Source organism: uncultured Brevundimonas sp. (genome assembly GCF_937863155.1).
Classification (GTDB): Bacteria; Pseudomonadota; Alphaproteobacteria; order Caulobacterales; family Caulobacteraceae; genus Brevundimonas.
This window is the reverse complement of record NZ_CALMFB010000036.1, coordinates 1-11,188: the sequence shown is the minus strand read 5'-3', so window position 1 is coordinate 11,188 and position 11,188 is coordinate 1. Positions and strand designations below refer to the sequence as shown.

At 68.0% G+C, this 11,188-nt stretch carries 12 protein-coding genes, 1 tRNA gene, 2 rRNA genes and 1 pseudogene; 3 read left to right on the top strand and 13 right to left on the bottom strand.

Going from position 1 to position 11,188, the window contains the following annotated elements; all coding sequences use genetic code 11:
- Positions 1–179 (bottom strand): annotated as a pseudogene (locus tag Q0581_RS05835) (cytochrome b/b6); the annotation flags it as partial.
- 17 nt (positions 180–196) lie between these two features.
- Positions 197–736, bottom strand: coding sequence for a ubiquinol-cytochrome c reductase iron-sulfur subunit (petA, locus tag Q0581_RS05830; RefSeq protein WP_298698518.1), 540 nt, complete (start codon positions 734–736; stop codon positions 197–199).
- 184 nt (positions 737–920) lie between these two features.
- On the opposite strand from petA, the gene Q0581_RS05825 reads away from it, so the two are divergent.
- Positions 921–1,370, top strand: a complete 450-nt coding sequence (locus Q0581_RS05825; protein WP_298698515.1) for a tRNA (cytidine(34)-2'-O)-methyltransferase — start codon at positions 921–923, stop codon at positions 1,368–1,370.
- Here the strand turns inward: Q0581_RS05825 and Q0581_RS05820 are convergent.
- Positions 1,367–2,599, bottom strand: coding sequence for a dipeptidase (locus tag Q0581_RS05820; protein ID WP_298698512.1), 1,233 nt, complete (start codon positions 2,597–2,599; stop codon positions 1,367–1,369). The two genes, Q0581_RS05825 and Q0581_RS05820, sit on opposite strands and share 4 nt — an antisense overlap.
- Before the next feature lie 109 nt (positions 2,600–2,708).
- On the opposite strand from Q0581_RS05820, the gene hemF reads away from it, so the two are divergent.
- Positions 2,709–3,581, top strand: coding sequence for an oxygen-dependent coproporphyrinogen oxidase (hemF, locus tag Q0581_RS05815; protein WP_298698510.1), 873 nt, complete (start codon positions 2,709–2,711; stop codon positions 3,579–3,581).
- Here hemF and Q0581_RS05810 read toward each other — a convergent pair whose 3' ends face one another.
- Both Q0581_RS05810 and rlmJ read right to left on the bottom strand, forming a co-directional pair.
- Complete coding sequence (locus Q0581_RS05810; RefSeq protein ID WP_298698507.1) at positions 3,582–4,271, bottom strand: type 1 glutamine amidotransferase; 690 nt, start codon at positions 4,269–4,271, stop codon at positions 3,582–3,584.
- Positions 4,268–5,083 (bottom strand): 23S rRNA (adenine(2030)-N(6))-methyltransferase RlmJ, encoded by an 816-nt coding sequence (gene rlmJ, locus Q0581_RS05805; protein WP_298698504.1) that lies wholly within the window; start codon positions 5,081–5,083, stop codon positions 4,268–4,270. Before rlmJ ends, Q0581_RS05810 begins: the two co-directional genes overlap by 4 nt.
- 100 nt (positions 5,084–5,183) lie before the next feature.
- Here rlmJ and Q0581_RS05800 point away from each other — a divergent pair, with 100 nt between their 5' ends.
- Positions 5,184–6,209, top strand: a complete 1,026-nt coding sequence (locus Q0581_RS05800; protein WP_298698502.1) for a DNA topoisomerase IB — start codon at positions 5,184–5,186, stop codon at positions 6,207–6,209.
- Between the two features lie 147 nt (positions 6,210–6,356).
- On the opposite strand, the gene tdh is transcribed toward Q0581_RS05800, so the two are convergent.
- From tdh to Q0581_RS05760, 8 genes are all read right to left on the bottom strand, one after another.
- Positions 6,357–7,397 (bottom strand): L-threonine 3-dehydrogenase, encoded by a 1,041-nt coding sequence (gene tdh, locus Q0581_RS05795; RefSeq protein WP_349770618.1) that lies wholly within the window; start codon positions 7,395–7,397, stop codon positions 6,357–6,359.
- An 11-nt stretch (positions 7,398–7,408) separates the two neighbouring features.
- Complete coding sequence (locus Q0581_RS05790; RefSeq protein ID WP_298698498.1) at positions 7,409–7,729, bottom strand: barstar family protein; 321 nt, start codon at positions 7,727–7,729, stop codon at positions 7,409–7,411.
- Between the two features lies 1 nt (position 7,730).
- Complete coding sequence (locus Q0581_RS05785; protein WP_298698496.1) at positions 7,731–8,921, bottom strand: glycine C-acetyltransferase; 1,191 nt, start codon at positions 8,919–8,921, stop codon at positions 7,731–7,733.
- A gap of 53 nt (positions 8,922–8,974) precedes the next feature.
- Positions 8,975–9,916: a DUF4232 domain-containing protein gene (locus Q0581_RS05780; protein WP_298698494.1), complete on the bottom strand. Its 942-nt coding sequence runs from the start codon at positions 9,914–9,916 to the stop codon at positions 8,975–8,977.
- A gap of 218 nt (positions 9,917–10,134) precedes the next feature.
- The gene (locus tag Q0581_RS05775) at positions 10,135–10,662 is read right to left on the bottom strand and encodes a hypothetical protein (RefSeq protein ID WP_298698493.1); all 528 of its coding nucleotides are present in this window, start codon (positions 10,660–10,662) and stop codon (positions 10,135–10,137) included.
- Between the two features lie 78 nt (positions 10,663–10,740).
- Positions 10,741–10,817 (bottom strand) — tRNA-Met (locus Q0581_RS05770).
- Between the two features lie 56 nt (positions 10,818–10,873).
- Positions 10,874–10,988 (bottom strand): 5S ribosomal RNA (gene rrf / locus Q0581_RS05765).
- Between the two features lie 82 nt (positions 10,989–11,070).
- Positions 11,071–11,188 (bottom strand): 23S ribosomal RNA (locus Q0581_RS05760); the annotation flags it as partial.

The following is an 11,188-nucleotide window of genomic DNA, read 5'->3' as shown; positions in this document are numbered from 1 at the left end:
GTGGCGATCTGGATGACCAGGCACAGGGCCAGGATGCCGCCGAAGGTCCACCAGTAGTTCAGGTTCTTCGGGGTCGGCAGCGACATGTAGTCGGCGCCGAAGCGCACGATCGGAAGACGGCTGTCCAGCCACTTCTCGATGCCGGTCTTGGGGACGTAGGTGGATTCGTGATCGCTCATGGGTCTCTTGTCCGTCCTCAGCCGATCTTCACGCGGGTGTCGGACACGAAGTCATAGGTCGGCACCACCAGGTTCAGCGGCGCCGGGCCTTTGCGGATCCGACCCGAGGCGTCGTAGTGCGAACCGTGGCACGGGCAGAACCAGCCGCCGTAGTCGCCGGCGTTGAAGGTGGGCACGCAACCCAGGTGGGTGCACGAACCGACGACGACCAGATATTTCTCGTGGCCGGTCTTGGTGCGCGCGGCGTCGGTTTCCGGCGGGCTGCCCACGGCGCCCTCGCCCTCGACCTTGGCCAGCTCGGCGGCGGTGCGATAGCGCACGAACACCGGCTTGCCCTGCCATTTGATCACGACCTGCTGGCCTTCCTGGACCTTGGTCACGTCGAACTCGATCGACGCCATGGCCAGGGTGTCGGCGGCGGGGCTCATCTGGTTGATCAGCGGCCAGGCCGCCATCACGCCCGCGCCGGCGGCCGCAGCCCCCGCAGCGATGTGGATGAAGTCGCGACGGGTGGCGTCGTCGCCCCCGTGCTGTGTCGTCCCGACCGATTCGGTCACGTTTCACCTCTAGATCGCCGGTCGCATCCCTGAAGGGGACGCTGCTCGGCAGGAAACCTTTCACGGCGGAAGACCCGACCCGGCCCAGCTTGAGGCGCTTTGACGTAAGCAGCGGATGCTACTTGCGAAACGCTCGCAATTAGGCCGCGACAAGCCCCCAGCTCGCGCGTATGAGGGCCTTAGAATGCGTCTCGCCCTTTTTCAACCGGACATTCCTCAGAACGTCGGCGCCTGTATCCGATTGAGCGCCTGTTTCGGCGTGGAATTGCATGTGATCGAGCCGACCGGCTTTCGTTTCGACGACCGGGCGATGAAGCGGGCGGCGCTGGATTACGGCCCCTTGTCGCATCTGGTCCGGCATGCGGACTGGGACGCCTTCCAGGCCGCACGCGGCCCCGGCCGACTGGTGCTGTTCACGACCAAGGCGGCGCAGCGGCTGGATGATTTCCAGTTCCGGCCGGACGATACTCTGTTGTTCGGGCGCGAAAGCGCGGGGGCGCCCGATGTCGTCCATGCGGCCGCCGATGCGCGGGTCTTCATCCCCATCCGGCCCGAGACGCGCAGCCTGAATCTGTCGGTCAGCGCGGGCCTGGCGCTGTACCAGGCCCTGAACCAGACCGGCGCCCTGCCTTAAACCGCGGGCGCAGGCTCCAGGCTGGGACGTTCGGCCGCCTTGGATGCCGCCACCGCCTCGACCGCACGCATGACACGCAGCATGTTCTCGCCCGCCAGCTTGCGGATGTCGGCCTCGGACCACCCCTGGGCCATCAGGGCCGCCAGGATGCGCGGATAGGCGTCCACCCCCTCGACCCCTTGGGGCAGGCGGCCGACGCCGTCGAAATCGCCGCCCAGGCCGACATGATCGACGCCGGCCACATCGCGGACATGCTGGATATGCTGGACGACATGCGCGACCGTCGTGGCCGGACGCGGATGGGCGGCGATCCAGGCGTCCAGTTCGGCGCTGGGCGCATCGGGCGAGACGCCCAGCCTCTGCGCCTCGGCCATCAGGGCCTTCACCCAGTCGCCATCGGCCCCGTTGATGAAGCCCGGCACGAAGGTGACCATGACGATGCCGCCGTCTTCGGCCATCTGGCGCAGAACCGCGTCCGGCACATTGCGCGGATGGTCGGTCACCCCACGCGCCGAGGAATGCGAAAAGATCACCGGCGCCTCCGACACCCGCATGGCGTCGACCATGCTGGCCTCGGACACATGGCTCAGGTCCACCATCATGCCGATGCGGTTCATCTCGCGCACCACCGCCTCGCCGAAAGCGGTCAGGCCGTCATGCTGGGGCGCATCGGTGGCGCTGTCGGCCCAGTCGGTCGTGCGGCCGTGGGTCAGGGTCATGTAGCGCACGCCGGCGCGGTGGAATTCGCGCAGCACCCCCATCGACCCGGCGATGGAATAGCCGCCCTCGATGCCGATCAGGCTGGCGATGCGGCCGTCGCCGTGGATGCGGTCGATATCGTCGGCGGTGACCGCCAGCTCGAACACATCGGGGTGGGCCGCGACCAGTCGCTTGACCGTATCGACCTGTTCGAAGGTCGCCCGCGCGGCCTCCAGCGGGGTCAGGGTGGCCGGCACATAGACCGACCAGAACTGGGCGCCCACGCCCCCGGCCCGCAGGCGCGGAATGTCGGTGTGCAGCTTGGTCGATTCATCCAGATTGGCCGTCAGATCAACCCGATAGGGATCATTGCCGAAGTCCTGACGCAGCGCCCAGGGCAGGTCGTTGTGCCCATCGATCAGCGGCGTGGTGCGCAGGATCTCGCGCGCCCGCGCCTCTCCGTCCTGGGCGTGGGCGGCGCTGGTCATGGCCAGAACCGAGGCGGCGGCGAGCAGGGCGGTGCGGATCATGATCGACTCCGTAAAAACGACAGGCGGCAATTGGGACCGCTTGGGCCAGGCTTTGCAACCCCCGACGCGGGCCGTGGCCCCGGCCGCCGGAATATGCTGATAAGCGGCCATGACCGACACCGCCGCGATCACCGCCCGCCAGGACTCCGCCCGCCAGTGGTTCGAGACTCTGCGCGACCGCATCCACGCCGCCTTCGAGGCGCTGGAGGACCAGGCGCCGGCGGACCTGTTCACCGGCGAACCCGGCCGGTTCGTGCGTACGCCCTGGACCCGTCCCGAAGGCGGCGGCGGGGTCATGGGCCTGATGCACGGCCGCCTGTTCGAAAAGGTCGGGGTGCATTGCTCGACCGTGCACGGCGCCTTTCCGGCCGACTACGCCAGGTCGGTGCCCGGCGCGGCGGACGATCCCCGCTTCTTCGCCACCGGCATCAGCCTGATCTGCCATCCGGTCAGCCCGCGTGTGCCGGCGGTGCACATGAACACCCGCTTCATCACCACCACGAAGTCCTGGTTCGGCGGCGGGGCCGATCTGACGCCGGTGCTGGACGCCGACCGCCGCCCCGACCATCCCGACACGGTGGATTTCCACGCCGCCCTGCAGGCCGCCTGCGACGCCCACGACCCGGCCTATCACGCGCGGTTCAAGGCCTGGTGCGACGACTATTTCTTCCTGCCTCACCGCAACGAGCCGCGCGGCACCGGCGGCATCTTCTATGACCATCTGGACAGCGGCGATCATGACGCCGACTTCGCCTTCACCCGCGACGTGGGCGAGGCCTTCATCGACGCCTATGTCCCCATCGTCGCCCGGCGCATGGCCGAGCCGTGGACGGCGCAGGAGCGGGGGGAACAGCTGGTCCGGCGCGGCCGCTATGTGGAGTTCAACCTGCTGTACGACCGCGGCACCATGTTCGGCCTGAAGACCGGCGGCAATGTCGAGGCCATCCTCAGCTCCATGCCGCCGTTGGTGAAATGGCCCTGATCAGCCGCCCAGGAAGCGTCTGATCCAGCCGCCGACGATGGCGCGGTCGTTGGGCGCCTCCAGGCTGGTCCGCGCCTGATCCAGCACAGCATCCGCGATGCGCCCGCGCCGCCCCTCGGCCAGGGCGGCTGCGAAGTCGGGGGCGAACTCGGGGTGCGGCTGGATCGAGATCGCGTCGGTCCCCCAGGCCAGACCGGCGAACGGCGTGAAGCCGCTGGCCAGCCAGACCCGCGCCTCGGGCGGCTTCTCCACCACCTGATCCTGATGCGAACACGGCAGGGCGATGCGGGGGGCGGCGGGCTGCATCCACGGTTCGGGCGACACGACCTCATAGACGTGCAGACCCACGCCCCAGCCGCGATCCGACTGTTCGACCCGCCCGCCCAGGGCCTGGGCCATGGCCTGGTGGCCGAAACAGACGCCGACCAGCCGCGTCCTGCCCTTCGCCCCCCGTATCCAGTCGAACAGGGGCGGCAGCCAGGCGTGATCCTCATACACCCCGGCCGCCGAGCCGGTCAGGATGGCGCCGTCGAACGCGGCCGCATCGGGCAGGGCACCCGCCGCCACGTCGAACCTCTGCGTCACGAACCCGTCGCCCAGCAGGGCGTAGAACATGTCGCCATAGTCGCCGAAACGCGGTTGCAGGGCCGACGGCGGGGCGCCGGTCTCCAGGATGGCGATGCGGCTCATGTGCGCCAGACCTCGGCCCGCGCCCCGGTGTCGCCCAGGGTCTCGGCCACCCAGGCGCAGACATCTTTCGCCGCCGCCTCGATGGCGGGCGAGGCGTTCAGCATCACCATGGCGCAGCCGTTCATCTTCATCGGATTGGTCAGGGGCCGCAGCCGCGCCTCGGCCACCAGCGCCGACCCCGCCGGCGCCAGCCGCCGCAGGAAGCCGTCGAAGGTCTCCATGTCCTTCAGCGGGGTCCAGATGGCCACCACGCCCCCCGGATCGGCCCGCCGCGCCGCGATCGCCGCATCGGCCGCGCGGTGATAGTCGTCGCCTCGCTCGAACGGCGGGTCGATCAGCACCAGGGAACCACGCGCCCCGTTCATCGCCGTGGGCAGGGCGTCATAGCCGTCACCCTCCTCAGCCGTGGCCTCGGGGAAGTCGGACAGGGCCTCGTCCAGCAAGGCCTTCACCTCGTCCCGCAGTTCGAACCCGCGATAGACGTCGCCGGGGCGCAGCGCCCGCGCCGTCAGCAGGGGCGAGCCCGGATAGAAGCGCACCCCGCCGTCGGGGTTCAGGGCCGCCACCTGATCGGCCAGGGCCTGGATCGGTGCGGGCAGGCCGCCGCCCGCCGCCATCAGCCGCGCCACCCCGGCCTCGGCCTCCTTGGACCGGGCCGCGTCGCCGGTCAGGTCATACAGCCCCGCCCCCGCATGGGTGTCGAACACCGTCAGCGGCCCGGCCGCCTGCCGTTCCGCGATCAGGCGCAGCAACAGGGCGTGCTTGACCAGATCGGCGAAGTTTCCGGCATGAAAGCTGTGGCGATAGTTCATAAGGGTCTGCTCCCCCGCCCCGCGCCCGGGGTCAAGCGAAACCGGCGGAACCGCGCCCCTCCCCTTTCGTTGCCGTGTGCGGACAAAGGGTTGGGCGGCGATGGCGGACGGATCGGCGGGCTTTGCGACAGAGACGGCGCCGCCGGGCCTGACCTGGTGCAGCGACGACAGCCCCGGCCTGACCCGGCGCCGCTCGGGCCAAGGGTTCGCCTATCGGGACCGCGACGGGAAGGCGGTTCGGGACAGGAAGACGCTGGATCGCATCCGCGCCCTGGTCATCCCCCCGGCCTGGACCGAGGTGTGGATCTGTCCGCGCGCCAACGGCCATATCCAGGCGACTGGGCGCGATGCGAAGGGGCGCAAACAGTACCGCTATCACGACGACTGGAGCCGCCACGCGGCCGAGACCAAGTTCGAGCGCTTGGCCGACTTCGCCCGCGCCCTGCCCCGGCTGCGTGAGCGGGTCGAGGCCGACCTGGGGCGGCGCGGCTTCACCCGCGACAAGGCGCTGGCGACGGCGGTGCGCCTGCTGGAACTGACGCTGATCCGGGTCGGCAATGTGCAGTATGCGAAGACAAACCGGTCCTATGGGCTGACGACGCTGCACAAGCGGCACCTGGATGTGGACGGCGCCGCCCTGACCTTCGCCTTCAAGGGCAAGAGCGGGGTCGAGCATCAGGTCAGGGTGCGCGACCGGCGTCTGGCGCGGGTGGTGCGGGCCATGCGCGACCTGCCGGGCCAGCAGTTGTTCAAATATCGCGACGACGAGGGGGTGTTGCGGCCGATCACGTCTGACGACGTCAACGCCTATATCCGCGAGGCCATCGGCGACGACTTCTCCGCCAAGGACTTCCGCACCTGGGCCGGCACGGTCTCGGCGGCGCGGGCTTTGCGGGACGCCGAGGCGCCGACCTCGCCCACCGATGCGAAGAAGAAGATCACCGTCTGCGTCAAGGCGGTGGCGGGCCTGCTGGGCAACACCCCGACCGTGTGCCGATCGTCCTATGTCCATCCGGCGGTGTTCGAGATGTTCGAGGCCGGGCGCATCGGCGACCTGCCGGGGTCGGAGACGAAGGGGTTCGAGACCGCACTCCTCAGAACCCTCTCCCGTCGGGAGAGGGCTTGAGCGCCCGAGAGCCGTCAGGCGATCGGTCTTGCGCGAAAGGGTGAGGGGCTACCGCCAAACGGATGAGAGCCGACCCTCACCCTTTCGGCTATACGCATCGCTGCGCTCTGCGAGCCTCAAGCCCTCTCCCAACAGGAGAGGGGCGTGTTACGCCGCCTTGTCCCAGTCCAGCACCACCTTGCCCGACTGGCCCGCCTTCATGACCTCGAAGCCTTCGCGGAACCGGTCATAGGAATACTGGTGGGTGATCAGCGGCTGCAGGTCCAGACCGGCCTTCAGCAGGCCCAGCATCTTGCGCCAGGTGGTGAACATCTCGCGGCCATAGACGCCCTTGATGGTCAGGGCCTTCAGGATGATGGCGCCCCAGTCGGTCTCCATGGGCTTCGAGGGAATGCCCAGCATGGCCATGCCGCCGCCCATGATCAGGGTGTCGACGCACTGTCTGAAGGCGATGGGCGAACCCGACATCTCCAGCGCCACGTCGAAGCCGACCTTCAGGCCCAGCTCGTGCATGACGTCCTTCAGGTCTTCCTTGGTGGTGTTCACCGTGCGCACGCCCGGCGCCACCTTCTGGGCCAGGTCCAGGCGGAAGTCGTTGATGTCGGTCAGCACCACGGTGCGCGCGCCCGCATGGCGCGCCACGGCGGCGGCCATCATGCCGATGGGGCCGGCGCCGGTGACCAGCACGTCTTCACCCAGCAGGTCGAACTGCTGGGCCGTGTGCACCGCATTGCCGAACGGGTCCAGGATGGCCCCGATCTCATAGGGCACGTCGTCCGGCAGCTCGATCACGTTGAAGGCCGGGGCCACGACATATTCGGCGAAGGCGCCCTGGCGGTTCACGCCGATGCCGCGGGTGTGGGGGTCCAAATGGAAATGCCCGGCGCGGGCGGCCTCGGAGTTCAGGTCGATGACGTGCCCCTCGGCCGACACGCGCTGGCCGACCTTCAGCCGGCGATCCACGTCCTTGCCGATGGCGACGATCTCGCCGGCGAATTCGTGGCCGGTGATCATGGGGACCGGCACATTCTTCTGGGACCATTCGTCCCAGTTCCAGATGTGGATGTCGGTGCCGCAGACGGCCGTGCGCTTGACCCGGATCAGCACGTCCTCGTCGCCCGGCGTGGGGATGGGGGCGTCGATCAGTTCGAGGCCTTCGGCAGGCTGGGTCTTGGCCAGGGCCTTCATGGTGTCGGTCATCAGACTACTTCCTGCATGGGGTCCGGGCCTTCCATCACGAGCGTGACAACAGGACGGTCGGATTCACTTTTTGTATTCTCGACGGCGTCTCGCAACGCCACCATCAGGGCCTCATAGCGACGCCCCAGCTTTTTCTTTAACGCGCTGGCGTTCAACACGCGCACCTCGACCGGTTGCTCTATCATCGTGTCCAAGGCGTCCGTCAGGGCATCCAGATTGCGGCCATACCACTCGGGCACATCGGGCAATTCAGCAATCAGGTCATGCACATCGTCGAGCGACCGGATTTTGTGGCCGTCGATGATTACCTGGCGTGTCATCTCAGATCACGCCCAGCTCGCGTCCAGCGGTTTTGAACGCTTCCACCACCTGATCAATCTGTTCGAAGGTGTGCGCCGCAGACATCTGGGTGCGGATGCGGGCCTGGCCGCGCGGCACGACGGGGAAGGAGAATCCGATCACATAGACGCCCAGCTCCAGCATCCGGGCGGCCATGTCCTGGGCCAGCTTGGCGTCGCCCAGCATGACCGGGATGATCGGGTGCTCGCCCGGCAGCAGGGTGAAGCCCGCCTCAGTCATGGCCGCACGATAGCGGGCGGCGTTGGCGAACAGCTGGGTCCGCAGGGCGTCGCCTTCCGCCCCCGCCGCGATGCGGATGGCCTCCAGGCTGGAGCCGCACACCGCCGGCGACAGGGCGTTGGAGAACAGATAGGGCCGCGCCCGCTGTTTCAGCAGTTCCACGACCGGCCGTGTCGCGCAGATGAAGCCGCCCATGGCCCCGCCCAGGGCCTTGCCGAAGGTGCCGGTGACGAAGTCGACCGTCACCCCATGATGGGCGAACGAGCCGCGCCCCTGCGGTCCCATGAAGCCCGTCGCATGACAGTCGTCGACCATGATCAGGGCGTCATACTTGTCGGCCAGCGCCCGGATGTCCTTCAGCTTGGCGACATAGCCGTCCATCGAGAAGGCGCCGTCGGTGGCGATGATGATGTCGCGCGCGCCATCGGCTCGGGCCTGTTTCAGCTGGGCCTCCAGGTCATCCATGTCCGAGTTGGCGAAGCGATAGCGCTTGGCCTTGCACAGCCGCACCCCGTCGATGATCGAGGCGTGGTTCAGGCTGTCCGACACAATGGCGTCCTCGGCCCCAAACAGGGGCTCGAAGATGCCGCCATTGGCGTCGAAGGCAGCGGCGAACAGAATGGCGTCCTCGAAGCCCAGATAGCCGGCGATGGCCGCTTCCAGATCCTTGTGGATCTCCAGCGTCCCGCAGATGAAGCGCACCGAGGCCGTGCCGGCGCCCCATCGCTCCTGAGCCGCGATGCCCGCCTGGGTCACCCGCTGGTCGCCCGCCAACCCCAGATAGTTGTTGGCGCAGAAGTTCAGCACCTCGCGCGCGCCGACCCGGATCACCGGGCCCTGGCGGCTGGCGATCACGCGTTCGGGCTTGGTCAGACCCTGAACGTCGATGTCGGACAGTTCGGCGGCGATGCGGTCGTGAAAAGCTTGCGTCATGGGGCGCTCCGCTACGCCGAATCCGCGGCCGACGCCAGCGGCGCCGGGGCCGATCAGGTGCGCGCTGGCGTCGCGGCCGGGGCGACGGGTTGCGGCGCCGGGCGGTCCGGCTCGGCCACCGGCCGCACGGGGCTGACCTGAACGCGGCCCCCGCATGGGGTGAAGGCCTTGTTCAGGCTGATCCCCGCCGTGTCGCCCGGCGCGGTCGCCCGCACCCGCGCCGCCGCCGGACAGGTGCGTTCGCCCTGGCCTTCATGCGGCACGACGTTCCAGGCCATGTCGAAATAGGCCTTGGCCTGGGGCGCCAGTTCCACCGGCGTCGGCGCCTGGCCGTTGCGGAAATAGCTGCCGGGGTTCTGTTCGGTGCGGACCGTCGTCAGATTGCGGCCGCGCGCATCCTGAAGCACGACGCCCGGATAGCCGGTCAGGCTGCACGGCGCGGTTCCGACATTCTGCAGCGACAGGATGCTGACGCGGTTGCCCGCGCCGGCGTCGCCACCCTCTTCCGCCAGCTTCAGCTGCGGCCCGCGACAGGGCGCCGAGGCCGGCGTGGCCGCTCCGGGCGTCGCCGGGCCGGGCTGCGGGGCCGGCTCACCGGGGGCCGTGGCCTGTGTCGGGCGGCTGCATCGCTCCAGCACGGCCACGCCGACATCCTCGTTCGGGCCCAGGCGGCTGAGGGTCGCGGTCTCCTGCGGGCCGCGCGCGGCGGACCACCACTCCAGTCCCGATCCGGCATAGCGGGCGCCGCTGGCGGAAACCACACTGCGCAGGGTGTAGCTCTGGCCCTTGTAGGTCACCTGGGCCGTCGACGCATCGGGATAGCGGACCTCGACCGTCTGGCCGCTTTCGCAGGCATAGCCGACCGGCGGCGTGGGCGGCGTCTGCGGCGCGGGCGACGGCGCGACCGGTTGCGGCGGCTGTTCGGCCTCGGGCTGGGTGCAGGCGGCGGCCAGGGCCATCACGGCGACGGCGGCGGTCAGGCGACGAAGGGACATGGACGCTCCCGAAAGGCTGCGAGGATCAGGCCCAGTAACGTCCGTTAACGCTAAAGGCTCCGCTTGGCGGCGCAACCCTCCATGAGAGGACACCGGCGGCAGTCGGGATCGACCGGCCGGCATCGCGTCTGGCTCAACCGCTTCATCAGCCTATGAACCTCGGCCAGACCCTGCGCCGCCCAGTCGCCCGGCAAGGTCTCCATCATCGTCGCCCAGGCCTAGGGAATATCGGTGTCGGCGGCGACCAGTCCATACCGCGACACGACACGCAGGACATGGGTGTCGATGACCATAGACCGCCGATTCAGCGTGCTGAAGTTCAGGACGGCCGCGGCCACTTTCGGGCCTGCGTTCGGCAAGCCTTCCAGCCAGGCGTGCGCCGCCTCCACCGAAAAATCCGCCAGGAATTCCAGCGACAGATCGCCCCGGCGGGCCCGGATCATGCGCAGAGCCGCGATCAGATGCCGGGCCTTGTCCGCCGCGAAGGTGACATCCTCGATATGGCGCAGGACCTCTTCAGGCCGGGCCTGGGCCATGGCGCCCCAATCGGGAAAAGCGGATTTCAGGGCGAAGAAAGCCCGCCACGACACCGCGTCATAGGTGCGCGCGCCCAGGCTGGAGCGAATGAACTGGCTGAGCGGATCCAGACGATCGCCCCAGACAATCGGCCCCGCATCAGCCCTCAGCCGGCGACGTACAGTTTCGTAGCGCGCCCTTTCCTCATCGAAGGCGAACAGACCAGCCATACGTCGAGGCTAGAACATTTCATGAACATTTGCGACATGAAAAAACCCGCCAGGCGGACCTGACGGGATTTTTGATCTTGGGTGCGGGAGCAGGATTTGAACCTGCGACCTTCAGGTTATGAGCCTGACGAGCTACCGGGCTGCTCCATCCCGCGGCAAGGCGGTGAGTAAAGGAAGAAGGTTCGAGAAGTCATTTATGTGTGTCGGGTAGACCCGGCGGCGACCTACTCTCCCGCGCCTTAAGACGAAGTACCATCGGCTCTGGAGGGCTTAACGACCGAGTTCGGAATGGGATCGGGTGGGGAACCTCCGACATAGCCACCAGGTCAACCGAACAGACAGAAATAGTGAAGACATTGTCGGACGATCGACTGTCAGGGTCGATCATCGAATGAGTTTTGCTGAGAAACGATCAAACCGATCGGATTATTAGTACCGGTAAGCTTCATGCGTCGCCGCACTTCCACACCCGGCCTATCAACGTGGTAGTCTTCCACGATCCTCAGCGAAGCCTTGTTTTGAGGTT

What these genes read in the sequence shown, in the direction of transcription:
- Q0581_RS05790 (WP_298698498.1), bottom strand. Translation starts at nt 7,729, where the DNA reads ATGACACGCCAGGTAATCATCGACGGCCACAAAATCCGGTCGCTCGAC.
- Q0581_RS05825 (WP_298698515.1), top strand. Translation starts at nt 921, where the DNA reads ATGCGTCTCGCCCTTTTTCAACCGGACATTCCTCAGAACGTCGGCGCC.
- Q0581_RS05800 (WP_298698502.1), top strand. Translation starts at nt 5,184, where the DNA reads ATGGCGGACGGATCGGCGGGCTTTGCGACAGAGACGGCGCCGCCGGGC.
- rlmJ (WP_298698504.1), bottom strand. Translation starts at nt 5,083, where the DNA reads ATGAACTATCGCCACAGCTTTCATGCCGGAAACTTCGCCGATCTGGTC.
- Q0581_RS05775 (WP_298698493.1), bottom strand. Translation starts at nt 10,662, where the DNA reads ATGGCTGGTCTGTTCGCCTTCGATGAGGAAAGGGCGCGCTACGAAACT.
- Q0581_RS05810 (WP_298698507.1), bottom strand. Translation starts at nt 4,271, where the DNA reads ATGAGCCGCATCGCCATCCTGGAGACCGGCGCCCCGCCGTCGGCCCTG.
- Q0581_RS05820 (WP_298698512.1), bottom strand. Translation starts at nt 2,599, where the DNA reads ATGATCCGCACCGCCCTGCTCGCCGCCGCCTCGGTTCTGGCCATGACC.
- Q0581_RS05785 (WP_298698496.1), bottom strand. Translation starts at nt 8,921, where the DNA reads ATGACGCAAGCTTTTCACGACCGCATCGCCGCCGAACTGTCCGACATC.
- Q0581_RS05780 (WP_298698494.1), bottom strand. Translation starts at nt 9,916, where the DNA reads ATGTCCCTTCGTCGCCTGACCGCCGCCGTCGCCGTGATGGCCCTGGCC.
- tdh (WP_349770618.1), bottom strand. Translation starts at nt 7,397, where the DNA reads ATGAAGGCCCTGGCCAAGACCCAGCCTGCCGAAGGCCTCGAACTGATC.
- hemF (WP_298698510.1), top strand. Translation starts at nt 2,709, where the DNA reads ATGACCGACACCGCCGCGATCACCGCCCGCCAGGACTCCGCCCGCCAG.